Annotated in this window: 31 protein-coding genes and 1 pseudogene; 17 read left to right on the forward strand and 15 right to left on the reverse strand. The window is 61.1% G+C overall.

The window, feature by feature from the left end; translation table 11 throughout:
* Positions 1–214 precede the first annotated feature (214 nt).
* Complete coding sequence (locus JQ573_RS39680; RefSeq protein ID WP_212320302.1) at positions 215–1,111, reverse strand: LysR substrate-binding domain-containing protein; 897 nt, start codon at positions 1,109–1,111, stop codon at positions 215–217.
* Positions 1,112–1,219: 108 nt separating this feature from the next.
* Here JQ573_RS39680 and JQ573_RS39685 point away from each other — a divergent pair, with 108 nt between their 5' ends.
* The 5 genes from JQ573_RS39685 (at position 1,220) to JQ573_RS39705 (ending at position 6,956) form a co-directional block, all read left to right on the forward strand.
* Positions 1,220–1,969, forward strand: coding sequence for an SDR family NAD(P)-dependent oxidoreductase (locus JQ573_RS39685; RefSeq protein WP_212320300.1), 750 nt, complete (start codon positions 1,220–1,222; stop codon positions 1,967–1,969).
* A gap of 22 nt (positions 1,970–1,991) precedes the next feature.
* Positions 1,992–2,843 (forward strand): transketolase, encoded by an 852-nt coding sequence (locus JQ573_RS39690; RefSeq protein ID WP_212320298.1) that lies wholly within the window; start codon positions 1,992–1,994, stop codon positions 2,841–2,843.
* Positions 2,840–3,850: a transketolase family protein gene (locus JQ573_RS39695; RefSeq protein ID WP_212320296.1), complete on the forward strand. Its 1,011-nt coding sequence runs from the start codon at positions 2,840–2,842 to the stop codon at positions 3,848–3,850. The genes JQ573_RS39690 and JQ573_RS39695 overlap by 4 nt, the downstream gene beginning before the upstream one ends.
* A 191-nt stretch (positions 3,851–4,041) precedes the next feature.
* Positions 4,042–5,067, forward strand: coding sequence for a TRAP transporter substrate-binding protein (locus JQ573_RS39700; RefSeq protein ID WP_212320294.1), 1,026 nt, complete (start codon positions 4,042–4,044; stop codon positions 5,065–5,067).
* On the forward strand, positions 5,064–6,956 hold the full coding sequence (locus JQ573_RS39705; protein ID WP_212320292.1) for a TRAP transporter large permease subunit: 1,893 nt from the start codon (positions 5,064–5,066) through the stop codon (positions 6,954–6,956). The genes JQ573_RS39700 and JQ573_RS39705 overlap by 4 nt, the downstream gene beginning before the upstream one ends.
* Before the next feature lie 52 nt (positions 6,957–7,008).
* Here JQ573_RS39705 and JQ573_RS39710 read toward each other — a convergent pair whose 3' ends face one another.
* Positions 7,009–7,953: an ABC transporter permease gene (locus tag JQ573_RS39710; protein ID WP_312011757.1), complete on the reverse strand. Its 945-nt coding sequence runs from the start codon at positions 7,951–7,953 to the stop codon at positions 7,009–7,011.
* Positions 7,944–8,123 carry a hypothetical protein gene (locus JQ573_RS39715; protein WP_212320290.1) on the reverse strand — a complete coding sequence of 60 codons (180 nt, stop codon included), beginning with the start codon at positions 8,121–8,123 and terminating at the stop codon, positions 7,944–7,946. Before JQ573_RS39715 ends, JQ573_RS39710 begins: the two co-directional genes overlap by 10 nt.
* Positions 8,124–8,271: 148 nt before the next feature.
* On the opposite strand from JQ573_RS39715, the gene JQ573_RS39720 reads away from it, so the two are divergent.
* Positions 8,272–9,522 carry an adenylate/guanylate cyclase domain-containing protein gene (locus tag JQ573_RS39720; RefSeq protein WP_212320288.1) on the forward strand — a complete coding sequence of 417 codons (1,251 nt, stop codon included), beginning with the start codon at positions 8,272–8,274 and terminating at the stop codon, positions 9,520–9,522.
* 170 nt (positions 9,523–9,692) lie between these two features.
* Here JQ573_RS39720 and JQ573_RS40515 read toward each other — a convergent pair.
* The 4 genes and pseudogenes from JQ573_RS40515 to JQ573_RS39735 form a co-directional block, all read right to left on the reverse strand.
* Positions 9,693–9,797: pseudogene (locus tag JQ573_RS40515) on the reverse strand (3'-5' exonuclease); the annotation flags it as partial.
* Between the two features lie 110 nt (positions 9,798–9,907).
* A complete protein-coding gene (locus JQ573_RS39725) occupies positions 9,908–10,123 on the reverse strand; it encodes a hypothetical protein (RefSeq protein WP_212320287.1) in 216 nt (71 codons plus the stop codon).
* An 85-nt stretch (positions 10,124–10,208) separates the two neighbouring features.
* Entirely contained in the window at positions 10,209–10,511 is a 303-nt protein-coding gene (locus JQ573_RS39730) for a GlsB/YeaQ/YmgE family stress response membrane protein (RefSeq protein WP_212320285.1), read from the reverse strand.
* A gap of 145 nt (positions 10,512–10,656) precedes the next feature.
* A complete protein-coding gene (locus JQ573_RS39735; RefSeq protein ID WP_212320283.1) occupies positions 10,657–10,902 on the reverse strand; it encodes a hypothetical protein in 246 nt (81 codons plus the stop codon).
* A 3-nt stretch (positions 10,903–10,905) separates the two neighbouring features.
* Between JQ573_RS39735 and JQ573_RS39740 the strand changes: the two genes are divergently transcribed.
* Complete coding sequence (locus JQ573_RS39740; RefSeq protein ID WP_212320281.1) at positions 10,906–11,313, forward strand: hypothetical protein; 408 nt, start codon at positions 10,906–10,908, stop codon at positions 11,311–11,313.
* A gap of 479 nt (positions 11,314–11,792) precedes the next feature.
* Here JQ573_RS39740 and JQ573_RS39745 read toward each other — a convergent pair whose 3' ends face one another.
* Positions 11,793–13,001 carry a sensor histidine kinase gene (locus tag JQ573_RS39745; RefSeq protein ID WP_212320279.1) on the reverse strand — a complete coding sequence of 403 codons (1,209 nt, stop codon included), beginning with the start codon at positions 12,999–13,001 and terminating at the stop codon, positions 11,793–11,795.
* A 642-nt stretch (positions 13,002–13,643) separates the two neighbouring features.
* On the opposite strand from JQ573_RS39745, the gene JQ573_RS40720 reads away from it, so the two are divergent.
* From JQ573_RS40720 to JQ573_RS39760, 4 genes are all read left to right on the forward strand, one after another.
* Positions 13,644–13,775 (forward strand): hypothetical protein, encoded by a 132-nt coding sequence (locus JQ573_RS40720; RefSeq protein ID WP_283815145.1) that lies wholly within the window; start codon positions 13,644–13,646, stop codon positions 13,773–13,775.
* Between the two features lie 340 nt (positions 13,776–14,115).
* Positions 14,116–14,292, forward strand: a complete 177-nt coding sequence (locus tag JQ573_RS39750; RefSeq protein WP_212320277.1) for a hypothetical protein — start codon at positions 14,116–14,118, stop codon at positions 14,290–14,292.
* A 46-nt stretch (positions 14,293–14,338) separates the two neighbouring features.
* Positions 14,339–14,584, forward strand: coding sequence for a hypothetical protein (locus JQ573_RS39755; RefSeq protein WP_212320275.1), 246 nt, complete (start codon positions 14,339–14,341; stop codon positions 14,582–14,584).
* Between the two features lie 38 nt (positions 14,585–14,622).
* Positions 14,623–15,084, forward strand: a complete 462-nt coding sequence (locus tag JQ573_RS39760) for a hypothetical protein (RefSeq protein ID WP_212320273.1) — start codon at positions 14,623–14,625, stop codon at positions 15,082–15,084.
* A gap of 497 nt (positions 15,085–15,581) precedes the next feature.
* On the opposite strand, the gene JQ573_RS40990 is transcribed toward JQ573_RS39760, so the two are convergent.
* From JQ573_RS40990 to JQ573_RS40995, 3 genes are read right to left on the reverse strand one after another with little or no spacing between them, the layout of a single operon-like run.
* Positions 15,582–15,890 carry an IS3 family transposase gene (locus JQ573_RS40990; RefSeq protein ID WP_409364742.1) on the reverse strand — a complete coding sequence of 103 codons (309 nt, stop codon included), beginning with the start codon at positions 15,888–15,890 and terminating at the stop codon, positions 15,582–15,584.
* Positions 15,782–16,417: a transposase gene (locus JQ573_RS39765; RefSeq protein WP_212320272.1), complete on the reverse strand. Its 636-nt coding sequence runs from the start codon at positions 16,415–16,417 to the stop codon at positions 15,782–15,784. Before JQ573_RS39765 ends, JQ573_RS40990 begins: the two co-directional genes overlap by 109 nt.
* Before the next feature lie 58 nt (positions 16,418–16,475).
* Entirely contained in the window at positions 16,476–16,772 is a 297-nt protein-coding gene (locus tag JQ573_RS40995) for a hypothetical protein (protein WP_409334731.1), read from the reverse strand.
* 499 nt (positions 16,773–17,271) lie between these two features.
* Here JQ573_RS40995 and JQ573_RS40525 point away from each other — a divergent pair, with 499 nt between their 5' ends.
* The 4 genes from JQ573_RS40525 to JQ573_RS39790 all read left to right on the forward strand — a co-directional run bounded on the left by JQ573_RS40525 (position 17,272) and on the right by JQ573_RS39790 (position 21,507).
* A complete protein-coding gene (locus JQ573_RS40525) occupies positions 17,272–17,607 on the forward strand; it encodes a hypothetical protein (RefSeq protein ID WP_249132773.1) in 336 nt (111 codons plus the stop codon).
* Between the two features lie 9 nt (positions 17,608–17,616).
* Positions 17,617–18,675 (forward strand): glycosyltransferase family 4 protein, encoded by a 1,059-nt coding sequence (locus JQ573_RS39780; RefSeq protein WP_212320268.1) that lies wholly within the window; start codon positions 17,617–17,619, stop codon positions 18,673–18,675.
* A gap of 86 nt (positions 18,676–18,761) precedes the next feature.
* Positions 18,762–19,676 carry a L,D-transpeptidase family protein gene (locus tag JQ573_RS39785; RefSeq protein WP_212320309.1) on the forward strand — a complete coding sequence of 305 codons (915 nt, stop codon included), beginning with the start codon at positions 18,762–18,764 and terminating at the stop codon, positions 19,674–19,676.
* A gap of 742 nt (positions 19,677–20,418) precedes the next feature.
* Positions 20,419–21,507 carry a GNAT family N-acetyltransferase gene (locus JQ573_RS39790; RefSeq protein ID WP_212320266.1) on the forward strand — a complete coding sequence of 363 codons (1,089 nt, stop codon included), beginning with the start codon at positions 20,419–20,421 and terminating at the stop codon, positions 21,505–21,507.
* Between the two features lie 104 nt (positions 21,508–21,611).
* Here JQ573_RS39790 and JQ573_RS39795 read toward each other — a convergent pair whose 3' ends face one another.
* Together JQ573_RS39795 and JQ573_RS39800 are read right to left on the reverse strand one after the other, a co-directional pair.
* Complete coding sequence (locus tag JQ573_RS39795) at positions 21,612–22,736, reverse strand: FAD-dependent oxidoreductase (RefSeq protein ID WP_212320264.1); 1,125 nt, start codon at positions 22,734–22,736, stop codon at positions 21,612–21,614.
* A 448-nt stretch (positions 22,737–23,184) separates the two neighbouring features.
* On the reverse strand, positions 23,185–23,322 hold the full coding sequence (locus JQ573_RS39800; protein WP_212320262.1) for a hypothetical protein: 138 nt from the start codon (positions 23,320–23,322) through the stop codon (positions 23,185–23,187).
* A gap of 1,683 nt (positions 23,323–25,005) precedes the next feature.
* Between JQ573_RS39800 and JQ573_RS39805 the strand changes: the two genes are divergently transcribed.
* Both JQ573_RS39805 and JQ573_RS39810 read left to right on the forward strand, forming a co-directional pair.
* Positions 25,006–25,161, forward strand: a complete 156-nt coding sequence (locus JQ573_RS39805; protein WP_212320260.1) for a hypothetical protein — start codon at positions 25,006–25,008, stop codon at positions 25,159–25,161.
* A gap of 10 nt (positions 25,162–25,171) precedes the next feature.
* A complete protein-coding gene (locus tag JQ573_RS39810; RefSeq protein ID WP_212320258.1) occupies positions 25,172–25,378 on the forward strand; it encodes a hypothetical protein in 207 nt (68 codons plus the stop codon).
* 572 nt (positions 25,379–25,950) lie between these two features.
* Here JQ573_RS39810 and JQ573_RS39815 read toward each other — a convergent pair.
* Together JQ573_RS39815 and JQ573_RS39820 are read right to left on the reverse strand one after the other, a co-directional pair.
* On the reverse strand, positions 25,951–26,217 hold the full coding sequence (locus JQ573_RS39815) for a hypothetical protein (RefSeq protein ID WP_212320256.1): 267 nt from the start codon (positions 26,215–26,217) through the stop codon (positions 25,951–25,953).
* Positions 26,214–26,684, reverse strand: a complete 471-nt coding sequence (locus JQ573_RS39820; protein ID WP_212408817.1) for a hypothetical protein — start codon at positions 26,682–26,684, stop codon at positions 26,214–26,216. Before JQ573_RS39820 ends, JQ573_RS39815 begins: the two co-directional genes overlap by 4 nt.
* Positions 26,685–26,759: the final 75 nt, after the last annotated feature.

Raw genomic sequence — 26,759 nt, forward strand, 5'->3', positions numbered from 1 at the left:
GCCCAGGGTGGATGCGATAGAAGAAGCCAAGTCGCCTCAACCGAAAACTGGTCGGCTCCGAGTGTCGTCGTCGATTTCCACGGCGAGGTCCGTCGGGCCGTTCAGATCGGCAGGACAACGCCTTGCGCTGACCGGTTGGGATGACCCTATTGGCGCAAAGCAGTCGTTGAGGCGTGAGTCAGGTGCTTTCGGTAAGGTCGACCAGACTTACGTCTCAGTCCGACAGACGAGCACCTTCGCCGCCGAGTTGCGCCACGAGCCAATCTGCAAAGGCTCGTACCGCCGATCTCTGTCGGCTGGCGCGCGGGTAGATCAGGCGATGACCGATGTAGCGGATATCGTTAGCGCGTCCTGCCAGTGGAGCTACCAAGCGCCCGCTCGCCAGTTCGCGTTCGGCCAGAAGCGTTGATTCCAAGGCCACGCCCAATCCCTCCGCAGCCGTCGCAATCGCAAGAAAGCTCCGGTCGAATCTCATGCCGTGAAGCGCAGGTGCTTCCAACCCATTCGCGGTGAACCATTGATGCCACTGCACCCGCTTCACGTCGGAGCGGATGAGCGTCTGATCGAGGAGATCGGCAGGCTTCCTGATCGATTTTGCGAGCGAGGGCGAGCACAGCGGCGTGACCGTCTCCTCCGGCAGAGGGACAATTTCGACACCTTCCGCGCGCGGCGGACCGTAGACGATGTCGATATCGAAATCATCGTTGCTGAAGCGCGCATAATCCGTACTTGCAGCCAGCCGAACCTCGAGCTTCGGGTAAGCAGCGAGAAACTGTGCAAGCCGTGGCGCCAGCCATTGCGCAGCAAAGCTGGGCGCAGAATGGACGCGCACCAATTGTGGTCCGCGCGCGGCAACTTCCTCGAGGCCACGGCGGAGCTGATCGAATGCCGCTCCCGTGTGACGCATCAGGTTCTCACCGGCCGGCGTGAGCCGCACGGATCGTGCGCTACGCTCGAACAAAACGGTCCGAAGCGTGCCCTCCAGCTTGCGGATGGCATGACTGACGGCACTCGGCGTCAGGTGAAGCTCATTCGCCGCATCGCGAAACGAGCCGGTGCGGGCAGCCGCTTCAAAGGCGCGAATTGCCGATATGGGGATATTCGACAGCATCCTAAAAGTGAACCAGATTCATCGATCCGTGACAACTGCGCGTTTGTCCGTTGGCCCTCCGCGGGTCATTCCTAAGCGCCAAGGAAGAATAATTTGTGGGAGGAACTGATGCTGCTCAGCGGTAAGACGGCGATCATTTCGGGCGCGGCCTCGCCGCGCGGGATCGGGCTTGCCACCGCTCGGCGGTTCGCCGCCGAGGGCGCTCGGGTCGCCATTCTCGATATCGACGCAGGCGCTGCGGCGGATGCTGCGGCGTCCCTTGGAAATTCCCATATCGGACTAGGGTGCGACGTCGCCGACAAAGCGTCCTGCGAGCAGGCGGTGGCCCGCGTGATCGAATCCTTTGGCGGCATCGATGTTTTGATCAACAATGCCGGCATCACGCAGCCAGTGAAGTTCCTGGAGATTTCGGCGGCCGATTGGGATCGCATCCAGGATGTCAATTTAAAGGGTGTCCTGTTCCTCTCCCAAGCCGTGATCCCGCACATGCGCGCACGGAAGTCCGGATCGATCGCATGCATGTCGTCGGTCTCGGCCCAGCGCGGCGGTGGGATCTTTGGCGGCCCCCACTACTCCGCGGCGAAAGCCGGCGTGCTTGGTCTCGCCAAGGCGATGGCCCGTGAGTTTGGCCCGGACGGCATTCGCGTCAACTGCGTCACGCCCGGTCTGATCGGCACCGATATCACCGCGGGCAAGCTGACCGACGAGATGAGGGCGAAGATCCTGGAAGGCATTCCGCTCAATCGTCTCGGAACGGCGGAAGATGTCGCCGGCATCTACACCTTCCTGGCCTCGGACCTCTCCGCCTATGTGACCGGCGCCGTGATCGACGTCAACGGCGGCATGCTCATCCACTGAGCCAGAAGATAAGGTCAGATCGATGGAAACCGCGACCAAGACCCTTACGAATACCCCCAAGCTGGCGGATCGCGCCTACAACATTCGCCGCAATGCCCTGCGCATGGGTGAGGTCCAGGGCCAGGGCTATATCGCACAGGCGCTGGACATCTCCGACGTTCTCGCCGTGGCCTATTTTCATGCGATGCGCTATCGGCCAGAAGATCCCTCTTGGGAGGAGCGCGACCGCTTTTTGCTCTCCAACGGGCATTATGCCATCGCGCTCTATGCGGCCTTGATCGAGGCGGGGATTGTCCCCGAGGAAGAACTCGAAACTTATGGCAGCGACGAGAGCCGCCTGCCGATGTCGGGCATGGCCTCCTACACACCCGGAATGGAAATGTCGGGCGGCTCTCTCGGCCTCGGACTCAGCATCGCCGTCGGCATGGGCCTCGGCCTCAAGCGCAAGAAATCCGGGGCGCGGGTGTACACCTTATTTTCCGATGGCGAGCTTGACGAAGGCTCGGTCTGGGAGGCCATCCAGTCGGCAGGCCACTACAAGCTCGACAATCTGATCGGCATCGTCGACGTCAACAATCAGCAGGCGGACGGTCCTTCGACCCAGGTCATGGCGTTTGAGCCGCTGGTCGACAAGCTTCAGGCCTTCGGCTGGTTCGTGCAGCGCATCAACGGCAACGATCTCGAGGCCGTGGTTGCCGCCTTCGACGCGGCCAAGTCCCATCCCGAGCCCAAGCCGCGGATGATCGTCGCCGACACGCTGATGGGGAAGGGTGTTCCTTTCCTCGAGCAGCGCGAGAAGAGCCATTTCATCCGCGTCGAGCAGCACGAATGGCAGCTCGCGCTTGCGGCGCTCGAAGCCGGGAGGCAGGCATGAAGACCGTCAGATCAGCACCGCAGCCGGGTAAGCCGCGCCTGACCACCTCCGCCATGATCGCATCAATCGCGGCCGAGGGACAGAAGACGAAGCCTGCGCCCTTTGGATACGCGCTCGTCGAGCTCGCACGCAGCCGTCCTGATGTGGTCGGCATGACGGCCGATCTCGGCAAATACACCGATCTGCACATCTTCGCGAAGGAATTTCCGGACCGTTACTACCAGATGGGCATGGCCGAGCAGCTTCTGTTCGGCGCTGCCTCCGGCCTCGCCGCCGAAGGTTTCATGCCATTCGCGACAACCTACGCGGTGTTCGCGTCTCGGCGGGCTTACGATTTCATTCACCAGACCATTGCGGAGGAAGACCGCAACGTGAAGATTGTCTGCGCGCTGCCAGGCCTGACCTCGGGCTACGGACCGAGTCATCAAGCCGCGGAGGACCTCGCGCTGTTTCGTGCCATGCCGAACATGACGGTCATCGATCCCTGCGATGCCCACGAAATCGAGCAGTTGGTCCCTGGGATCGCGGCGCATCACGGGCCGGTTTACATGCGCCTGCTGCGCGGCCAGGTGCCGGTCGTGCTGGACGAATATGACTACAAATTCGAGCTCGGCAAGGCCAAGCTGATCCGTGACGGGAAGGACGCCCTGGTCATTTCATCCGGCATCATGACCATGCGTGCGCTCGAGGCCGCGCAAACCTTGAAGGACGACAGCGTCGATGTTGCGGTGCTGCATGTTCCAACCATCAAGCCGCTCGATACTGAGACGATCTTGCGTGAAGCCGGCAAGTCGGTCCGCCTGGTCGTCGTTGCCGAAAACCACACAACTATTGGCGGTCTCGGCGAGGCGGTTGCCGCACTTCTGATGCGCTCAGGCGTCCATCCGCCATTCCGCCAGATCGCATTGCCGGACGAGTTTCTTGACGCCGGCGCACTTCCGACCCTGCACGACCGCTACGGGATTTCCACCGCAGAGGTCGCACGGCAGATCAAGCAGTGGCTTTAGTGTACCGGCGCTAAGCGCCAACTCAGCCGAACCTCAGCGAAGAGCTTTGCCCGCCGCGTTTCGCGCGGCGAGCGATGGCTTTTGCCCGAACGCCGGCGGTCGAGAGCCGGCGAGCGAAGAACCCGGAAAGCTGCACGCCGTCGCGGACTAATGCAGTCGCCAGCACGTCAACGCAGGATTAGGAGGAAAACATGACTGTCTCGAAGCCCGGAAGCATCAGCCGCCGTTCGTTGTTGATGGCCGCCACGGCCGTTCCTCTCTGCGGGATTCTCACCCGCCCGGCGTCTGCCGCAGAGTTCGTCTACAAGTTTGCGACCGGACAGGATCCAACGCATCCGGTGAATATCCGGGCGCAAGAGGCGATCGACCGTATCCGCGAAGCGACGAGCGGTCGGCTGGAGATCAGGCTATTCCCGGCTAACCAGCTCGGCTCCGACACCGAGCTTCTGACCCAGGTTCGCAGCGGCGGCGTCGAGTTCTTCAACCAATCGTCCTCGATCCTTGCAACCCTGGTACCCAGCGCAGGCATCGTGAACACCGGCTTCGCATTCGCCGACTATGACAGCGTATGGAAGGCGATGGACGGCGACCTCGGCACCTACATCCGGGCGCAGATCGCCAAGACGCCGATCATGGCGGTGTCGAAGGCCTGGGACAACGGCTTTCGTCAGGTCACCTCGTCGGGCCGCGAGGTCCGGACGCCGGATGATCTGAAGAACTTCCAGATCCGCGTTCCGCCTGCGCCGCTGCTCACCTCGCTCTTCAAGGCGCTCGGCGCCGGGCCGACGCCGATCAACTTCAATGAGGTCTATTCCGCGTTGCAGACCAAGGTCGTCGACGGCCAGGAGAATCCGTTGCCGATCATTGCGACCGCGCGTCTTTACGAAGTGCAGAGCACGTGCAGCCTGACCGGGCACGTCTGGGACGGCTATTGGATCCTGGGCAACAAGCGCGCCTTCGAGCGCTTGCCGAAGGACGTGCAGGAGATCGTAACGCGCGAGTTCGATCGCTCCGCGGTCGATCAGCGGGCAGACATCGCAAAGCTCAGCCAGTCGCTGCGCGCCGATCTGTCGACCAAAGGGCTCAGGTTCATCGACGTCGATCGTACCGCTTTCCGCGAAGCGCTGTCCAAGACCAGTTTTTACGCCGACTGGAAGGGCAAGTTTGGCGAGGAGGCATGGTCGCAGCTAGAAAAAGCCGCTGGCCAGCTATCATGACCAGCGTGATTCATACACCGCATGTCGACGACAGGTTGACACCCGACGCGTCTCAGGCGACCTCGCGCAGATGGGTGGTGCGGGCCAACACATTACTGGGCCACGTCGTCGCAGTCCCGGCGGCATTGCTCGTGATGGCGGAGATCGCCGTGCTGTCCGCGGGCATCGTGAGCCGATACGTGTTCCGCTCGCCGATCGTCTGGTCCGACGAGCTCGCCGGGATTCTCTTTCTCTGGCTCGCCATGTTCGGATCCGTGATCGCGTTCCAGCGCGGCGAGCACATGCGAATGGCCGCAATCGTCGGCGTTCTCAGTGCGGAAGTTCGTGCGTTCCTGGATGTCGTCGCGGCCGCGGCATCTCTGGCGTTCATCGCGCTCGTCGTTTGGCCGGCCTATGAATTCGCCGCCGACGAGGCATTCGTCACGACGCCGGCGCTCGAGATCGTAAACACCTGGCGTGCGGCGGCGCTGCCGATCGGCATCGGGTTGATGCTGATCGCAGCCGTCCTCCGGCTCATCCGCATCGCGAGCCTGCGCAGCTTGCTGGCTTCGCTCGCGATCGTCGCAGGCATCATCGGGACGTTCGTTCTGCTGGCGCCGGTCTTGAAGCCGCTCGGCAATCTGAACCTGCTGATCTTCTTCGTTTTCTTGGTCGGCGCGATGGTCTTTGCGGCCCTGCCGATCGCGTTTGCATTTGGCCTCGCCACGGTCGGCTATCTTGCCCTGACAACCAGCACGCCCGACGTCGTGATGATCGGACGAATGGACGAGGGCATGAGCCACCTGATTCTGCTTGCCGTGCCTCTCTTCGTCTTTCTCGGCCTTCTGATCGAGATGACGGGCATGGCGCGTGCCATGGTCAGCTTCCTGGCGAGCCTTCTCGGTCATGTCCGCGGCGGACTGCACTACGTTCTTGTCGGGGCGATGTATCTTGTCTCCGGCATCTCCGGCTCCAAGGCGGCGGACATGGCTGCGGTAGCTCCGGTGCTGTTTCCCGAGATGCGGCAGCGTGGCGCCAAGCCTGGCGATCTCGTCGCGCTCCTGGCCGCGACGGGGGCGCAGACCGAGACGATTCCTCCGTCGCTCGTTCTGATCACGATCGGCTCGGTGACCGGTGTGTCGATCTCGGCGCTGTTCACCGGCGGGTTGCTTCCGGGCGTGGTGCTCGCGGTCATGCTCGCGGCCGTGGTGTGGTGGCGATACCGCCGCGAGGACCTGTCTCACGTCAAACGGGCGACGGGGCGGCAGATCGGCCGCGCCTTTGTGATCGCGATACCGGCCATCGCGCTGCCATTCGTGATCCGGACCGCCGTCGTCGAAGGCGTTGCGACGGCAACGGAGGTCTCGACCATCGGCATCCTGTACTCAGCCTGTGCGGGTCTGTTCATCTATCGGCAGTTCGACTGGCGCCGCATCTATCCGATGCTGGTCGAGACGGCCTCGCTGTCGGGGGCGATTTTGCTCATCATCGGTGCGGCGACGGGCATGGCCTGGGCGCTGACCCAGTCTGGATTTTCTGCCTCTCTTGCAAAGTTCATGACCAGCCTTCCCGGCGGCGTCCCTGTCTTCCTGGCCGTGACGATCGTGACCTTCGTGATCCTGGGCAGTGTTCTGGAAGGGATCCCGGCCATCGTCTTGTTCGGCCCGCTCCTGTTCCCGATCGCGCGGCAGGTCGGCGTGCACGATGTCCACTACGCGATGGTGGTCGTTCTCGCGATGGGCATCGGCCTGTTCGCGCCACCGTTCGGCGTCGGCTACTACGCGGCCTGCGCCATCAGCCGCATCAACCCGGACGAGGGCATGAAGCCGATCGTGGGCTACATGATCGCGCTTTTGATCGGCACACTGATCGTCGCAGCCGTGCCCTGGCTATCGATCGGTTTCCTTTGATGTATCGGCGAGAAGCCTCCGGAGGCTTCTCGCGCGTCGGCCCTGCTGCTTCTCACGGTGCGGTTTCTCTGCAGTCGTAACTCTCTGCCACGCTCCTATTGGCCCCGACATAATGTGGGTAGTCGGGGTAGCGGCACATCGGACGGGACGCCTTCAGAGCAAAGGGCGGCGTGGTTTCCTTCACCGTCTGGATCAGCGCGTCGGCCGGCGCGATTCCGTCGGCGGCCCAGTGGTCGAGCGGGTCGAGCAAATCGACCATGGTTGGGATCGCGGTGCCGTCCGGCACGGTTGCGCCGTTGCCGGTGTGGGTCGAGCCAGGCGAAAGATAGAGACGCGCAGAGGCATCGACTGTGGTCTGACCGAGTTTGGCCACGACTGACTGGAAATAGTTGATACCGGCCAGGGGGCTCTGCGCGAGATCGGCCAGGTTCTCTCGCATGATCAGCTTGCCGCCATGGGCGAAGAACGCTGAAAGATCGGGATTGGTGGAATCGAGCAGCTTTGAGACCTCCTCGACGCGGGCACGAAAATTCTCCGGGATTGCAAGGACGCTCTGTGCCATTACCATAGCGGTCGGCGTGAAGAGCAGGGCGAGGGAACCCAGCGCACCGGAGCGCGAGAGCGCGAGGTATAGGGCGAGGCCGACAACAACTGGCGGCAGTCCGAAAAACGCGTTGATCAAAACGACAACAAGATGCCGCCAGCGAAAGGGAAAGACCGCGAGCCCGGCTCCAAGGGGAAGGCTCACGGCTGTTGCTGTGGCGGTCGCCGTCAAGCTAACGCTGATTGAAAGTCCGACAATCTCTAGAAAATCGCCCACCCGGTAGCCAATCCAGCAGAAGGAAGTCTCAACGTAGGCCAGAAGATAACGTCGGCGCAATTGGGACATGTAAATCAACATGTCGCCTGTTGGCCCTTGGCCGACATTCACCCAGACATCGTCGATGTCTGCTTCTGAGGGCAACGCTGACCGGCCGCACGCGGTCTTCAATGCCACCAGCGCTGCTGGAGCTTCTTGAGTAGTTGCCGCAAGTCGGCAATATACTCTTCGATGTTGGCCCGCGCCTCGTCCATCTGCCACACCTTGCGCTTGCGCTTGCGCTTGCGCTTTAGCTTGGGCGCAGGCTTCGTTTTCGGCGGAGGTGGCGGTTCGTCGTCGCGCGTCATAGGTGGATCATCTCGCGACGAGATGAGGGACCGTTGAGATGGATCAAAGGAACCTGATGGCCACCCGCCCACAGCAAAAGATTACCTTCGGCGAGATGCGCGAGATGGGTATCCGCGACGTGATCGTTTTCTATAGCGATCAAGCGGCATGAGCTCGACCATCCTCGTGGTTGATGATGAGCCAGACCTCGAGACACTGGTCTTGCAAAAATTCCGCAAGCAGATCCGCGACGAGGCCGTCAGTTTTCTATTCGCTCGTGATGGAATTGAAGCTCTCCAACTGATCGAACTGCACCCGCAAATCGATCTGGTGGTAACCGACATCAACATGCCACGGATGGATGGATTGTCGCTCCTGCAAAGCTTGCAGGAGGCCGAGGTGAAGAAGTCGACCATCATCGTTTCGGCATATGGCGACATGAGCAACATCCGCACCGCAATGAATCGCGGAGCGTTCGACTTTCTGACGAAGCCAATCGATTTTGTCGACCTGGAAGCGACCATCGCCAAGACAGTCCGGCATGTCGAGATGTTGCGCGAGGCGCGGCGTCGGCAGCTTGAGGCAGAGCGCGCCCATGCTTCGCTCGCCCGCTATTTCTCTCCCGAGATCGCCAAGCGCCTGGCGGCGAGTGCCGGAGCAAGCGGCATGGAAGTGCACAGGCGGGAAGTCGCCGCGATCTTCACCGACATCACCGGCTTTACCTCACTGGTGGAAGCCGCCGCGCCGGAAGTCTTGAGCGAGCTACTTAACGAATATGTGGGCGGCATGACCGACGTCGTATTTGCTCATGAGGGCACTGTGGCAAAGGTGATCGGCGACGCAATCCAGGTGTTATTCAATGCGCCCGGTGATCAGCCCGATTACGCCACCCGCGCAGTAGCCTGCGCCCTCGACCTCGACAGCTGGGCGCAGGAGTTTCGCGGGCGATGGAAGAGTAAGGGCGTAAGCTTCGGCGCAACCCGCATCGGCGCGCACGCCGGGCCCGCGCTCGTCGGAAATTTCGGCGGGAGCCGCTTTTTTGACTACACCGCTTACGGAGACACCATCAATATTGCCGCGCGGCTCGAGAGTGCGAACAAGCTATTGGGAACGCGCATCTGCGTCAGCGCTGTGGTCGCCAACGCAGCTGATAGCTTTAGCGGCCGCCCGGTCGGCGATCTCCTGCTGCGAGGTCGGCGTGAACCCCTCCGCGCCCATGAGCCACTACTGCCGGGCGCGTTCGCTGCACCAGCCACTGAGCAGTATGCGGCGGCTTTCGCGAAACTCGAGGCGGGCGAGATCTCGGCAGTGCAGGCTTTCGCGTCGTTGGTCGGAATGCAAGCCGATGACCCCCTCACGGGCTTCCATTTGAGACGTCTACTCAACGGCGGCAAGGGCGTTCAGATAGAAGTGGGCTGATGTTTCAGCTCCATTTGCAGATTAACTCCTGCGCGGCAAGGGCGCTGCCACTAGCAGTCGGATAGCTTGCTATCTTAGCGTACCATTTGTGAACGGCAGCTCTTGCTGCCGAAAGGTGACTGCAAAGAGTTCGGTTAACGGCACTGTTGCGAGATGTCCGACTATCCTGACCGGAGAAATGCGAGTTCGGCATCGAGTGCTGCCTCGCAGACGTCGATGTACCAGGACCAAGGCCGGCCATCGCTGCCGTCGCTCCAGCGGTAGCCGCGCCGCCGGCACTGTAATATACAGCGAAATTCGACTGGAGGAGTGCTTCGATGAGCCCGAGGCTTGCGGCTGCTGCCTGCCAACAAATGAGCGGGCTGAAGCCGGAGCGCTGCGGGCATCAACGTGCTGAGATACCAAGCTCGATCAATGCCATTCTCTGCAGTATGACGGGATCGCGCTCGCCGTCCTTGGCGGTTCGAAGGATCGTCTCCGCTATCGCCTGGACATGCGAAGAACTGACCGGATCGGGAAGTGAAGCTACCGCTGTATCCAGGGCAGCTTTCATGATGGCGATCGTTTCGGGCGCAAACGACGCATTCGAAAAATCCTTCATGCTGGCAGCGATCCGGCGCAAAAGTCGGTTCTCGTCATTGCTTGCGTCTCGCCGGATGGTGCCGCTGCCGCCGCGCCGGGATGCATCACCATCCCCATCGACGACCGCGCCATCTGCTGCCCCATCCACTGCTACCGCGGACCATCCGCACGACGAAGAGCAGCAATATCGCGCCGATGGTAGCGTTCATGATCGCGATAATGATGCCGTTGCCAAGATGGATGCCGAGCCGAGGCATCAACCAACTGCCGACAAAGGCCCCTAGGATACCGATAATCAAATCACCAATGATCCCAAAACCGGTTCCTCGTACGATTTGACCCGCCAACCAGCCGGCGACCAGACCTACGAACAATATGATCAAGAGGCTTTCGCCCGACATATTCATTTTTGGTACCTCAATCGTTGGTTCGAATGCCCATTAGCGTAACGAGACGTTGTGCTATAGGCGGGACCGATCCGAATGACGTTTTGGACATTCGAGCTCCTCATGAAGGTCTTCCAGTTCGTCCCCTCGGAAAATGCCGCTTCACCTAGCGACGGGCGGTGACTGTCGAGACTTTGGGAACCATCGCTTCATTGCTGCGCAGACACTGCGCGTCGAAGCGGGGCCAAACGTGCTGCGAGCAATTTCGCGCAACCGCCGAAATTTCCAGCCGGTCGGATTTCGTCAACACGGAAGTCTCGCCCGCCGCCACCTGAGGAGCAAAGCCCGGCGTGGCAATGACTGCCGCTCCCAGAAGGCCGAATACGGCCAGGGACGTAAGAAAGTTGTTCATGTGATGCTGCTGCGTGTGGCGGTTGGCGATCCCGCTGCGTTCGGGGACCACCGACACAACAAGGGCATCCTTCTAAAGTTCCTCGAATACCACCTATATCTGAATCGCGGTGCAAGTGGTGCGCCGAGAAAAGCTGTAGTCAGCAAGACGACCGGCAACGCCGCCACCACAGCAACCGCTGCGCCTCCCGCTGAAAAGCCTACCCAGATCATTTCCTCGACCTTCTCCGGCTTCATCCCCGAAGTCACCAACGTGGACTTCAACGTCCCGATCGGCATAGCCGTCCCGGCCAGCGTATCATCCGGTGTTGACCGCATCGTGGAAATCTATCCGGAGGTCCGGATGCGATTTCGTCTTGGTGCACGGTCATTCTTCGTCCGCCACGAGCTCGTCGATATCATCGAGGGCTAAGCCGGTCCGACGATCCACGCAAAGAGCGGCTTCAGCCGCCTTGGTCCGTTCAGCCCGATGCGGTTCTCAAAAGTCGAGCAGTTAGAAAAGGCCGCGGATTCTCGACGGCCTTCCGCTGATAGCTTCGTTCGATTCAGGAGCGATCGGTGCCGATGCCACCGCTGACCCTGGGAGCGCGGAAGTCGATACCCCGCGGTCTTCAAGGCCGGACGATCGATGTAACGCTCTCGAGGGCCTAGCCATAGGAGTCGCGAATGACGACGCACCGCTCGCCGCGTTCGCGCCAGCAACGACCTTCTTCATTGCAGACCATGCGAACGTTCTGAATGTTGCTGTCCGAGCTTCCGGTTGGTCGGCAATCAGCGGCGCAGCCACGGCGGTACATGATGTTTTCCGGGGGATATGTCGGGGTTGCCCCGGTCGGAACGCTGCTTTGTCCCTTGTGAGGGGAGGCCTTCCCCTTCGATGTTCGCTGCGGCTCAAGGCGTGTTCTCGTCCAAGGGCACGTCAAGATGGATCATGACGCCTTTTGGCGAATTGGACGTCACTGCAATGCGTGCCTCAAGCTGGGCGATCAAGCTCTTGATCACCTTGAAGCCGAGACTCGCCCGAGGTTGGTCGATATCGAAATCCTTCGGCAGACCGATACCCTGATCTGATACTTCCACCCGCAAACCGGTGGCGTGCCGTGCGCCCGAAACGCGGATCTCGCCCGATTCGTTCGGGTAAGCATGCTTGGCGGAGTTCGTCACGATCTCGTTGATCAGAAGGCCCAGCGGAATGGCCTTGTCGGCTGAAATCATCAGAGAATCGAAAGCACAACTTACCCTGTGGGCCACGGTTTCCTGCAGCTTCCGGCAAAGCTCTCCCGCGAAGTCGGCGATGTCGACAAAGCCGATCCTGGTGCTGCGCCATAAATGGTCGTGAACCTGGGCGATCGTGGTGATGCGCGCAGCTGCGTCCTCCAGGGCATTCCGGACATCTTCCGACTCCGCGTTGCGACCCTGCACGTGGAGGAGACCCACAACCGAAGCCAGGCTGTTCTTGACGCGGTGGCTCATTTCGCGCGTGAGCATGGCCTGGTGATCGAGCGCCTCCTTGAGGTCGGCGTCGGCATGTTGCCGCTCGATGGCGATGCCGAGCAACCCCGCGAAGCCGGCCAGGAAATCCGCATCCGCGCGATCGAACTGTCCGGGATCCGGACTGTCGGCCTCAAGCACGCCGAAGGGCAGATGGCCTTCGCCGCCCCTTGCGATCAGGACGTTGATCGCCCGCTTGATCCCGTGATCCGACAGCAGCTTGGGCGTCCGGAATCGCGTTTCCGCCTGCAAGTGATTGGAAAGTACCAATTGGCCGGTATGGAAGGCGTAGCCGGCGGGGGATTCCATATCGATCCCGAGCGACACCTCGCCGATCGTGCCCGGCCTCCAGCCGACGCCGGCCCGCACCAGCAGCCGTTTGTCGTCAGGCATGTACTCCAGCACCTTGGCACATGGTATTTCAAGGCCCTCGGCGCAGAGCTCGGTCGCGCGCTGCAGGATTTGGCCGATGTCGCGGGTCTGCATCGCAGAGCGGCCGAATTCGCCCAGCAGGGACTGCTGCCGCAGCCGATACGGCAGCTCCTGCCTGGTGACCTCGGTGGCTGGGCTGGGAGGCGATACCGACTCCTTCCCCGGCGGGATGGGCATTGGCCAAGTCCTGTCAGATGAGATCGCGGCGCAGGCCGCTTGGAAACGTAGCATGCCGCCGCCGGCAGAACAGCGATTTCAAGCCGGTTCATGGATGATGAAGTTCGCCGTTAGGATGCTTCGCGTTTCGATTGCCGCTGCGGCAACAAAATCGCGCGCGGTGCATTGGATTATGGCAATGCATCGAAAAGATGAGCCATGCCGAGCAGTAAGCAGTTCCTTGATCGAGCAGATCGCCCGTTGCGCAGCGCTTCGCGCAGGCACCAGGAACAGCAATACCGGTCCCGAGAGCGCTTCGAGAGCTGGCGAGGGGACTATCGAAACGAACTGCAGGCTTCCAAAGCGGCGCAAGCTCAGCCGGTTCCGACCCATCGGGGGACGCGGCTGCGGCGGGTGATGCCGCGGCGGCCCAGCAGTTCGGCGAGCCAAATGTGACCGCGACCGCAACCACGTCACGGATGAGCAGCAGCCGACGACTGACTGACGAAGTCCTCGGTACCCGAGACCGATGCTCGGCCTTGGGGCAATCTGGAACGGAATCTACCCCGTTCGACTAGTCGGTATGGCGAACGAGTTCTCTACGAAAGCAGCATTGGTGACGTTTGGTCGCTGACGCGAGGCCCGCTGACGAATACGCCCGTCGTGAAGTACCAGCCCAACATCAGCCCAGGGGGCATGTCTCGTGTGCGGATCGGCCAATGCCTGCGTAGCGGCACCGGCGGCCCGGAGCACCAGCAATTGCTGAAGCTGATCGATACCCTGCTGGAGAGCTGAGGGAAAGCGCTCAGGCCCGGCGCGTTTCGCGGAGCCGAACCATGGTGCCAAAAGGGCCCGGATGAGATTTACGCGATCGGCTTCGCTCGTGGCGGCGCCTCCGGTGTCCGGCAGCCTATTCCTACAAAAGCCCTGCGAGCCGGCAGACATCGCCAGGGCTGTGAAGCGCATGCTCAGGCAAGCTGCGCCGAATTGGCGGGACTTGGAACAGAGGCGCGCGGAGCTGGGCGACGCTCGTGGCTCCTGCGAACATGTATTCCGCGAGCATCCGTTGTGCGAGCGGAACTGCGATGCTCTAGACGACTTGATTCTCCGAAGCGTCTCAACTCGGAGAATGATCATGAAAACAATCTTGGCCATCACCTGCCTGTCCGTACTCACCTTGGCGCCACCGGCGGAAGCCAAAGGATGCATCAAGGGCGCCATCGTCGGCGGTGTCGCCGGCCACATGGCGGGCCATGGCAAGCTTGGCGCTGCGGCGGGATGCGCGGTCGGACATCATGAAGCGAACAAGTAGAAGCCGAACAATTCGAACGCCCAGGCTCCATCGGGGGGGCCACGCCATGAAGATTAGATCACACTCCGAGAGCCACATCGTCGAGCTCGAGGATGGCTCGCGCTGGCAGGTCTTCCCTGGCGATCTCGACCTGACGCTGAACTGGAAGCCCGAGACGGAAATCGTCGTCATGCCGGCTGACGATGATCTGAGTTCTCACGTGCTGGTCGGCGGAGACGCAAAGGTCCGCGTGATCGCGGATGGCGAAAGCTGGCCGGTACGTGAGGTCAAGTCGGCGTTGAAGGAAGGGTAGGACCGGGTTCAGCGGAACGCGTTCCGGAGGGATATGCAATGAAGTTGATGGCTCTTGCCTTTGCACTCGCTGCCGCGACATCGACGGTCTCGGCGCAACCGGTGAGATGGACCAAGTACACCATTCCGAAGACCGGCACCTCGGTGGATTTCCCTTCCTCGATCTTCACGGAAGAAGCCGGCCGACCCGACGGGTACGGGCAACAATTCCGAACCGCAGACGGCCGCGCCACGCTCACGATCCAGGCCGCGCCCAACCTTGCGAACGATTCACCCGCCGCCTTTCTCGCGAAGAAGCACCCGCCTTCCCGCATCCAGTACAGGCGAGTAACACCACGCTTCTTCGCGATTTCCAGCTACAACGGCGACAAGGTTTGGTATGACCGCTGCAACTTTTCGGGGCGGCTGGTCCATTGCGTGCTGATCAACTATCCCGCTGAAGAAGAGCACGCCTGGGACGACGTCGTCACCCGCATGAGCCTGTCCCTCAGCGGCAAGTAGTCCCATCGAGTCCGCGGAACGACGAACTCCGCAGGCGTGCTCGCCTGCATGACCGTGGCGTTGGCGCTCAGGCCTTACGCCGCCTCGGCGGCGGCCATACGTCGTCAGAGAAAACGAACGGTAGAGCAACGTAAACCTCGACATTTTCTCGCAGGGTCTCGTCGACCGGGAAGCGGGGCTGAAGATCACCACGAAGGGCACTCGCCGTGCTGGAAATCATGGAATCCCAGCCGCAATCGAACCGGTCCAAAAGCCTTTAGTAGGGGAGGTTGCGAAGGCGGTAGTTGCACCAGCTGCGGTTCCGCTCCGGCAATCCGACGACCGTGCGCAACGACGAGGGAACGTAGCGAACGTCGTGGTCAGGCGTGAGAACGGGCTAGGGCGCGCGCCGCCTGAGATGAAACCGAAGAAAAGCCGCCCGCGGACCTTGGCGGCCGGACTGTCGATAGCCTTTCCAGCCCCGCGTGCCGCCATTGCCTTGTTACCGCCAATCCGATCTATCGAACGCGTTTCGATTCGGCCATCTCTTGTGCACTGCGACTACAGAGCCGGTAAGGGGCGAACGGAGAGGACGGGAGAGCGTGGCGCCTCGACGACCTCAGCTTATGTGTCATTCGGCCTGCAAAATTGCCCCCGCATTGCCTCATCGAAAATGTTACCGAACAATTTCGCCGATGACTGGGGCGGCGTTGACGCATCAGCCGTTCGATCCGGCCGCGGCTGGCACCACGTCCCTGTGTCTGCAGAGCGGCATGGACCCGTGGACTGCCATAGCGCAGACCGCTGTCGCGATGGACCTGCCGGATCTGGCCAGGAGCGTGGAGTTGGAGGCCGCACGGGCGCTCACCGGGCGCTCGCGCCAAGCGTAATAGCCGGCCGGCGAGACCTCGAGCACGGCACACATCAGCCGTATCGGATAGGTGTCGCGGTGGTCTTCGATGAAGCGGAGGCTCATGTCCGGGTTCCGGCAAAGATCGCGATCGACTTTTTCTAAAATGTCGCGCTCCATGCGCAGCCGTTCGTTCTCCTGGCGTAACCGGGCGATCTCCGAGGCCCGGTCCGCCGACATCGGCGTCGCCTGCGTGGTGGGGCGCAACGCCGCCGATGCCGGCTCTTGCCGGAGCTTGTCAACCCAGCGCCGCAGCACCGGGTCGCGCAGACCGAGTTCCTTGGCTACCGACGTGATCGAGCGACCACTCGACACCAGCAGTTCAACGGCCTGGCGCTTAAACTCTTCGGTAAACGACCGACGTTGACGTTCTATTCGACACCTCCGGCTCAATGAACCTACTACAGGCGTCCACTCGTTCGGAGGAGGTTCACCTGATGGCACGAAAGCCGCCCCGGTCTCGTCGGGGCAGCCCCCGCTTGGATTAGCAACATCGCAGCCGTTAACGCTTTGCAGGGGGCCCGCTCTTGTTACCGGGCAACCCTTTCACGTTCGAAGGATCCTGCTGCTGAACGTGCTCGTTCTGAGGATTCGAGCCTACGGTGCCTTGGCCTGGTGCAGGCCCGTTCTTGGTTCCTGGCGCGCCGGCTATGCCGGTGCCGGAATTCTGCGCGCTCGGAGCGTTGCTGACTCCAGCCGAATTGGTTGCTGCGCCCGGACGTCCCGGAGGTGTTGCGGCCGCTCCAGGATTATTCTGGTCTCCTACGTACCCGGACTCACCGGAATTGCGTGTTTTCAGGCCCTTGTCGGCCTCACTGTTCTGGTTTTGGGCGCTGGCGCGTTCAACCGTCATCGCACCGGCCGCCGCAACGGCCGCAACGAGCAGCGCAATGATACATTTCCTCATGAGCTTCCTCCTAAAGGTTGCCCCATCCTCCACAACTCGCTTCGGCGTGATCATTTCCTATGCCGCAGATGAAGAAGCCGTGGGCTCAATCACCCGGAAGCCGTGTTCGTCCTCCTCGAGTATCCAAGGCGCCTGATGCCGTAGCGCTGTCATATCCTGCGGGGGGATGATTTGCTCCTAATCGGCCTACTGGAGGACGGGCCGACGTAGGTTTGGCGCTCAGATTCGCTTCAATCTTCATCCGGTCACGCTCAAGGCAAAGGGCATCGGCCTTGACCAGCATCTGATCTCCAGTCACGGGTAGCCGCCGTTGATCGCTTCGGGAAAAAGTAGAAACTTTCGCAATCAAGCCGAGTTGGCGTCGAACGATTTCGAGGCCAGGAGCGTGAGAATGACCGACGTACCGCTGCTGAGGACGGCGATCGATACCGCGTGGTCCGTCTACCGCGCCACACATCCGGGCGTGCTCGACGGGGATCATCGTCTCTGCCTGCTTGAGCGTCCGCTGCAAGGGAAGTGGGAAGCGCATTGTGGTAACTCCGAGGAGTTGACCGGCCTTGGTATTCGCCTATCTACGGCGGCTTTCAGGCGAGAAATGCTAAGGCGAATTGAGGCGCTGGTCTGCCGGATGGCTTACAGGATCTCCCGCCCAGATTGGACGTTGCTTGCCGCGTCGTATGCCGCCTCCGCGGCCGTCATTTCGGCGCGGAGTGCGCTTTTCGGCTAAGGGACAGAAATGCGGATTGCACAGCTTGCTCCATTGGCCGAAAGTGTCCCGCCGAAGCTCTACGGTGGCACCGAACGCGTCGTCGCCTGGCTGGTCGACGAACTGGTGGCGCTTGGGCACGACGTCACGCTGTTCGCAAGCGCTGATTCTCAAACAAAGGGAACGCTAGAGCCGGTCTGGCCTCGGGCGCTTCGGCTAGGACGGAAGGGCGTCGATCCGAACGCTGCCTGCGCCGTGCTGCTGGAGTCCATCGCCAAACGTGCATCCCATTTCGACGTCATTCATTCTCACATCGATTGGCTGCCGCTTCCGCTGCTCGGCCGCTTGGGTGTGCCGTACCTCACCACGATGCACGGACGGCTGGACTTGCCTGGATTGTCGGAGGTCATCAGTGTATTCAGCGACGCGCCTTTCGTCTCGATCTCCGGTCAGCAGCGCCAGCCGCTGCCGCACGCGAACTGGATCGCCACCGTCCAGCACGGTCTGCCGGTCAGTCAATTTTGCCCTTCGCCGGAATCAGGATCATACCTCGCCTTTCTGGGGCGCCTGACGGCGGAAAAGGGGCCTGAGGACGCCATCTGGATCGCGCACACCGCGGGCATGCCTTTGCGGATAGCCGCCAAGATTCCGAGGGGCGAAACCGGCTACTTCAAGAAACGTCTCGAGCCTCACGTGGACGGTGAAAAAGTCCAACTCATCGGTGAGGTTGACGAAGTAGGGAAGCAGCCGTTTCTCGCAGGTGCCGCTGCACTGCTATTTCCGATCGATTGGCCCGAGCCCTTCGGCTTGGTAATGATCGAGGCGATGGCATGCGGAACGCCGGTGATCGCTTATGGATCAGGCTCGGTACCTGAAGTGATCGAGGACGGCCTGACGGGCTTTATCGTCGATAGTAAGGAGGAGGCCGTCCAGGCCATCCGTGAACTGTCGCGCCTCGACCGGCGAAAGGTTCGCGTCAGGTTCGAAGAGAGGTTCTCGGCGAGCCGGATGGCGCGAGATTACGAAGCCGTATACCGCAGGCTCATCGCGGGTGCGGCCGGCCGTGCGGCATTGATTTCGGCGAGATAAGGAAGCAAGGAATGCGGTTCAATCGAACGATGTACTGGGCGGCGCTGGTCGTTTCGGTGATCGCTGGCCCCTCTCTTGGCGTCGAAATGAAGGCCGATGCGATAAATGTTGCTGAGCCGTCGACAAAGTCGCTGTCAAACGACAAGCCGACGCCGGCCGGAGTCCGGCTGCAGGTGTTGTTGGATCGAGCACATTTCTCCCCGGGCGAGATCGACGGCAGGTTCGGCGAAAACGCTAAAAAGGCGCTGCGCGCTTACGAAGAGGCCGAGCGGCTGCCTATTTCAGACGTCGTAAATGCGGACGTTTGGGGAAAGCTGGCCGCGGACAGTCGTCCGGTGACCATGAATTACACAATTGCGGACAGGGATGTCGCAGGGCCGTTCCTCAAAAAGCTTCCGGCGAAGATGGAGGACATGAAGGACATCCCGAAATTGTCGTACACCAGCGCACGTGAGGGGCTCGCCGAGAAATTTCACATGAGCGAGAATCTGCTGTCGGCTCTGAATCCGGGGCGACACTTCGATCGCGCCGGCGAAGCCATCGTCGTGATCGACGTCGGTGCCGACCAGCGTTCTAAGACGGCGGCTAAGGTGGAAGTCGACAAGAAACGACAGGTTGTCAGGCTATTCGACCAGTCGAACGCGCTGATCGGATTCTATCCGGCGACCGTCGGCAGCGAGGAGAAGCCGTCTCCCACCGGCACGCTGAAGGTCACGGAGATCGACGCCAATCCGACCTACCACTATAATCCCGCCTATCACTTCAAAGGCGTGCATTCTCGAAAGCCTTTCATCATCAAGCCGGGCCCGAACAATCCGGTCGGCTCGATGTGGATCAATCTTTCCGGAGACGGTTATGGAATCCACGGCACGCCGTTCCCCGGAAAGGTTTCCAAGTCTGAATCGCACGGCTGTGTCCGGCTCACGAACTGGGACGCCGAGCGCGTCGCCGAAAGGGTATCCAAGGGTACGCCGGTCGAGTTCGTCGATCGCCGTCAGTAATCGATCCATGTCTTCTCGTTCCAGCCCCGGCAGGTGAGGCCGTCACCTCACGGATCAGCGCCTCGCTGGCCGCGCGGTTTTCAGCCGATCGCGTGGCGAGCATCGTAGTGACAGCCGGGGCGCGAGCCAGCTCCTTGGTCAGCGCCTTGCAGGTCGAGTGGCGCTTCGGGGGCACGACTCCCTTATCATCTGCCTGCATCGATGATCGGGAGGGCCTAGGGATTGTGTATCGCATCGAAGGCCAACATTGCTCAAGGGGAGTGTACTTATTGCGCTGCCACGCGCCGCCTCTTCGTAGATGAAGATGTCAACGGAGAAAGCCACACGCCGAGAATTGGAGTATCAGCTCGAAAGGGCGGGGCGGCTTGCCGCGGTCACAACAGACCGCACCACATATGACCGCATCCGCGATTTCGCCGATGATTTTTCCCCGCAGCCTCCGGGCGGTTTCGAGTTTCTCGGCCTTCGGCTGCTGCTCTTCCCGCGTCTTTGGTTGTACCATGGTTGGGTTGAGCCTCAGTGCGTCCCTCGGTTACCCTTCGGTCGGTCGGGCACCTCGCAATTCCTGCGCGCCTGGGCGCCCGCAAAGCTGAAGGAAATGGTTCTCTTCGGCATCGTCCAGGTTCTATAGAATCAGCTTCGGAATTCGACCCCGAGTTTCGCAGGGGATGCAACGACCATTGGAAGTCCGGAAACAGTTTGCGGATCTCATGACGGCGACATCGGTCCATCGAGGAATTCAATGAGCGGCGTGAGATCACTCACCGGTTCGGACATCGACCAGGTGGCCGAGCTGCACAACAGGGTGTTCTTTCCGTCGCGACCGATGACGCCGCAGCTGCGGCAGCGGTATCGCCAGCTCGAGACGGTTTTCCTGAACAATCAGGCCCGCCTGCCAGGTTACGATCCGCTGGTATACGAGCACGAAGGAAGTGTCGTCGGCTTCATCGGCGTTGCGGGACGTCGATTCACGCTTCTCGGGCAAACCTACACCGGAACGCTGCATTCCAACTTCGTCGTTCATCCCGCGCACCGCGGGCGCGGAGTGGGCGGCGCACTGTTTCGGGCTTATCTGGAGTTGCCGCGGGATTTCGCGTTCGTGGACGAAGTCGGCGAGCGCAGCCGGCCGTTGCATGAACGCCTGGGGATGACGGTCAGCATGGCGCAGAGCGTTCGTTGGATATTGCCACTGCGACCGGTGCGTCGCCTTGCTTCGCTTGTCACGGACCGGATGCCAAAGGTTCTGCGCCCGGTGTGTCTGCTGCCTGCTGACGCCATGGATGCCATGCTTCGCCACGTCCCGCGAAGTCCATACAGGTTCGGTGTGCCGGCTCTGCAGGTCACACCCATGTCCGGTGCCGGACTTGCATCACTGATTGCAGGTTTCCGGGGGAAGGATCTGCTGCGTCCGGATGCGACCGATGGTTCGATCGAGTGGCTGGTCGAGCGCGCCAGGTCGATGGAGAGGCACGGGCAACTCGTGCTGAGCAGCCTGCATGCCAAGGGCGCTGTGGTCGGATGGTACATGTACTACGCGAACAAGGGTGGAGGACGGAGCGAGGTCCTGCAGTTAGTTGCTGATCCCGAGTGGACTGCTCCTGTTTTCGACAGCCTCGCTCATGACGCATGGTCCCGGGGAGCCACAAGTCTGTGCGGCGTGCTGCATCCGTCGTTGCTTGCTCCGCTTGCCACGCGGCGCGCCGTGTTTGAACCGTGGGTGCGCTGGATGCTCGTGCGAACCCAGCACCCCGCCATCCTCGAAGCGTTCACGCGGGGGCAATCGCTGCTCTCGCGGCTCGATGGTGAGTGGTGTCACCACGCATGCGATTAGAATGGATATGTACATGAATCCACGCCCCCGCAATTCGCGATGATGCACCTACGCTGACGGGGTTGTTGGCCACCGAACCATTACTACACAGGGGGCGCCGCAGCTCATCCCCCGTGCGCAAAGCGCCATGCGCGCACCAGGCGCTGCACACGCCAGGGCAGGGATGTCGCAAGCACGCTGTCGCGTCCCGCCAGCGCCAGATGCAGCGCGCGATCATCTACCGCGTTTTTGCGCTGATGCGCATAAAACGCCGCCACATCAGAGGTGGCAATGCTGCCGGCAGCCATCCAGCGCGGCACGAACTCATTGCATAGCACGTCCACATCGGTGAGCACCTTGCTCAGGCCCATGCCGGTAGAAGGGCAGACACTTTGATAAGCATCGCCGATCAATACCATGCCGGCACGCGCGCACTGCTGCATGCGATACAGATCGATCTTGAACGGTTCAATCTTGCCTTGCGCAGCATAGCTTCCAATTAGCTGATTCAGGCCGGGGAGCAAGCGCGGCAGGGCGGTAGCGGGCTCGCGCAGCAATTCCTTGGTGGTGGCGTCCTTGGCGGGCCAGTAAGCAAAAATATTGGCACGCATCGCATTACCCATGCGGAATAGGGTGACGTAACCGACTTTGTCGGCCAGGGTGCCGGTGTAGTAGGTGACTGCATCGAAAGGGAAGGCCTGGCCGTCGGTGCGCTCCAGCATAAAGGCGAAGGCCATCGACAGCTCTTCTTTGACCATGCGTTTTTCGATGCCTAACTGGTCCGGCAGCCGGCCGCTCATGCCGCTGGCAAGGATCAACAGCCGGCCAACGCAGACGCTGCCGTCAGCCAGTTCGACCCAGGGACGACTCTCATCGGGCGTAATTTTTTCTACCCGTCCAAGCCGGAATTCGACTTGCTCCGGAATCTGCGCCCGTACCTGGTTGACGATGTCGCAGTAGGAAATGCCGAACTGCTCAATCGGCCGCCGCCGCAACATGCGGCCGGCACGGCCATGGATGATCTCGCTGATGATGCGGGTCTTTTGCTTGACCTTATCGAGCAAGCCCAGCGACTGCAGCAGCGCGGCCTGGTCTGGCTCGATTTTTTCGGCGCGGAACAGCGGCGGGAATTCGGCGTAAGGATCGATCACGGTGACCGTCAGGCCGCGCCGCGCCAGTACGGTGGCTGCAGCCGAGCCGGCCAGGCCGGCCCCAACAATCAGGACATCACGCTTAACGAGGGCTTGCACTGCGCTCCTGCACCTCCCCACGCCCCGACCGCCTGTGGCACCCGCGAGACGTTTGGTGAACTAACAGGGCTCCGATGTCCTCGTTCCACCGCGCCCACAATTGCCAGCAGGTGATTTCGTCAATGAGGACCCAAACGCTCTGAACCGGGCATGGTAGCGAGCGCTCCCGCTGATCACGATGCAGCGAGACCTCGCGGCGGGGGAGCCCGATGGGGTGAGGGTCTCGCCTTCTTGGAAGTCTGTCTCCTAAACGCACAGCGCGACCAAGCTGCATAAGACTTGGCGGCGCTGGCACTCAAACTGGAAACTCCAATCCTCCAGCATGAGAATTACGTTGAGATGCGCAGAAGGTTGCTATGCGTAGCAGCGCATAAGTTTGGCGCGCCAGTTGCCCTCGTAGCCGACGATTTGTCGTGGGTGCTTCATCGGATCCGCCAACTGCGGCGGCCTACTTCAATTGCTCTTCGAGATCGCGCATAAAGTTTGCCAGACGCTCTTTGGTAAGAGGGTCGACCGGAGCTCTTGCTACCCGTCGCGCCTGTTCCAACCGCCGTTGGAGTTCGTCGTGGTCGCTGCGTTCATCCATTGCAATCATCCTCGTATATTAAGACGTGGAATATCGCGAATCGTTCATTTAAAACTGTTTTTTGGCTTCCGGTCGAACTTGGCGATCTTGCGGTCGCGAGCTGCTCGGCCTGTTTCTTGGCGTCCTCGTCGTCGGCGCATTCCGATCGCTGGGCCGTTCCAGCCATTGGTCCATCTGCAGGGCGGCCTCGGCCTGCCGAGCCTTCCGCAGAAGCCGCTCCGCTCGGCGCCCGGTTGAGTGCCTTTTGCCTCTTTGCGAAGGCGTTTCGCTTCGTCGTCCAGGCGTTCACTGAGGGGGACGGATTGTATGGAACGATTGCGCTTAAGCATGGCTCTCCTCCTCGTTGGGGCGGGGCGGGAGCGCTATCGAACTCGCAGTCACCGATATGCCGAAGGTCGTGCGGTGATATCCTGCAGGTATGTGTCCCACTCCTCCAAATTCAGGGGCGTTGACAAATAAAGCGGGAGGCGGCGCTTACGTGATCGCCGGTCCCAGTTCCGGCAAGCCCTGCCTCGGTGCAGGGCAGACCATTCCTCGACAATGCCTCATGCGGCAATGAGAAGTACGGCTGCCAAGATGACGATCGCCGCCATCAAAAGCGCGATCACGGTCCCGCGGCGATCGAGCCGGGAATTGGTCCTTGCGGCCGATCGGACAAGTCCCAAAACCGGGTACTCAAACGCCACTCCCTCGGAACCGTTCACCTTGAGTCAGGCTTCGGCAGCTTCGATCGTATCAAACACCTTGAGATGGTCTTTGTCTCCGACCGTCCGGCTTGTGTCGACGTAAATCCAAGCCGTCATTCGTTATCTGTTGGTCAGTCATGGTCCCCTTCTAGAAGAACCGCCCCAGGGGCAACGCGCCGGGCCTGCTTCCTATGCTGACCGACCGCCGATCGCCGAAATAAAGCGACGACTGGGTCTAAAAAAGTTTGACAAACGAATCCTTACCCGTCACGCGGGTCATCAAATCAGGCTCGCGTCTGGTCAATTAGCGCACGTGAATCGATCGGAAAGAAAATTACCGCTTTTTCCCGGACTATCATGCCAATGTTCGCCCAAGGGCCGTTCCATGCCTCAAGGAGCGGCCCCAAGAGGCGGTACACGATGAGGCCACGGCAAAAAGCTTAATGCAACGCCGAGGAGCGGGCCGAGGCCGACGCTAGTTCCGCCCATCCGCAGCCCAAAACGTGCCACTTTTTCCCAGGCACCCGCGTGGCGAGGAATTAGGCCCATGGCGCTAAAACTACGCACAAATTCGTTGTTCGTTCTTATCGGATTAGGTCCCTTGATCTAGATCAACGGATCGCGGAGGCGGCGGGAACGAACCGGGGCTAATTCAAATGTCCTCCCACACGTCCTCCGACCAGCGCTCGACGTGTTGAAAGCTGCCACCCGGATGGGATTTGAGTATTCGCCGGCGAGCACTTTATGGATGACGCGCTCGAGGTCCTGCGGTCTCGAGGTCGGCTTCTCGCCAGACGCGACCGATGCGACCAAAGTCGTCGGCGACGAGGTAAACGGGCTGATCATCGCTAGGGACGATCGACGGTGTCCAATTAGACCTACGCATAGTTACTCCACGCCACAGAACCGGGATTCAAGCGGCCCACCGCCGAAACGTTCCCACCGCGAGGAACCCCGTTGAGGCTAACGCTTTTGCTTCCCATTGACAGGAGCGAACATGAGCAAGGAAAAACCCAAGGACGATCCTCGGCAGGGGTCGGACAAGGCCTCACACAAACAGACGGACAAGCCATGGGAGGGCAATCCGGAAAAGGAGCAACGGAACGATTCCGAGATCGACCTCGAAAAATGGCACCGAACCAATACCCATTAGGGAGAACGCGATGTCGCTGGCATCCTACGAGATCATTGGTCGCGGCGGGGAATGGCGAGTTAGCCATGATGGGAAGGCCGACAACGCCTACGAGACGATTGAAGCAGCGTTTGAGGCTGCGGTCGCCGCGGCTTCTCTGGCGCTTCGTCAGGGCCACGCCGTCTCCGTCACAGCCCCGAGCAGGAATACCGCAACGGGCGCGGCGAACGTTGGGTAGTGCGGCACTTGACCTAAGCCGGCGACTTCAATCCTGGAGATGCAAGCCATGCATTCATGTGCAGGGCAACGAGCTGGCCAATCTTCTTGAGCCGCGCGGCCCTCACGCTAATGGCGGTCTGCTGGTGGCCGTTGCGCCATAATACCGGACAATGGCAGTTCCAGCACAGTTCGGGCTTGTTATGGCTCGGACTTGGATTCGGTCAGGGCGCGCTCGACTTCATCAGCCAGATTCCGGTGATGGGCGGCCAGCTTGGCGAACAGTGCCCTTCTTGGTCGCGTTGGTCGCCAGCTTGCTGATCAATTCACACTTTTCAGGCCTCGACCCGAAGCTTTTCCAAATGGGCGCGCATGTCCTTCATCGAGAGAGAATTCCCTGCAATTCTCGCGGGTGGAGTACAGGGAACCCAGTTAGAAGGTGATTCGATTTCGTCAAGCACGAAAACGGCATCCCGTATTCTTACGGAATCTGCATTGGACGCAAAGCGCGCTAACCTCCTGATACCGGGCCATTTCATCAAGATCAGGTTTCATTTTTCCGGGAGGGGCCGCTGGCGTTAGGCGGCCCCTTTTTCATGGGGCGAAGAGCTCGCTTCCAGCCTGCAGGATCTTCACGTAGGTGCCGCTCTCGTGGCGGGCCAGCCAATCATGGTCGAGACAATATTTGAGACCTGCGCCGTACTCGGCCGGCGAGGCGCCGTCCTTGTCGATGAAGGGATAGTTGATCTTCTCGATGTAGATCCTGCCGTCCTGGATCGGCACGAATGCCTGAGCGTGCTCCATGATCCTGCGGGCAGCTTTCTCGGGGTCGGCCCACGGCCGCTCTTCCTTTAGTTTCATCGGCGGATTCTATCTTTCTTTTGGGCGGCATAGATGTGCTGGCGGTGCACGTGGCTCTCGGCCGGCCGGTGGCTATCAAACATCGCGCCGCAGGGACAGCGCATCAGCGACGATGGCTGTTGAGAAGGTAGTTTCTCGCCGCGAGCCCACATCACCTGCTTTCCCTTGGTCCAGTCGCGTTGGTCTTGCCACGCCTGGAAGTCTGCCTCGGTCAGGGTCGGCAGCAACAGCTGCCACTCGGCCTCGAATGCCGCGCGCGCCTGCTCAAAGGTCCCGGCCGGGCCGCCGGTCGTCCTGTCGCAACCAGGATGGAAGCCGCACCTCCATTCCCATTGATCGGCATGGTTCGGGACGCCGGCGCGCAGCCCAATCGAGCCCGCGCAGACGTCGCCGTAGAGGATGTTCCATTTCTCTCGAGTCGGCTCTTTGTCGCTCGGAGTGTCAGCCCGGTCACGTCTCGCCTCCAACCGGGCTGCGCTGCCACAACTGCAGCAGCTCGGCGGCCGGCCGCTTGCCGGCCTTGCGGCACTTCTGGCACCGCA

It is taken from the genome of Bradyrhizobium sp. AUGA SZCCT0105 (assembly GCF_018129565.1).
Taxonomy (GTDB): domain Bacteria; phylum Pseudomonadota; class Alphaproteobacteria; order Rhizobiales; family Xanthobacteraceae; genus Bradyrhizobium.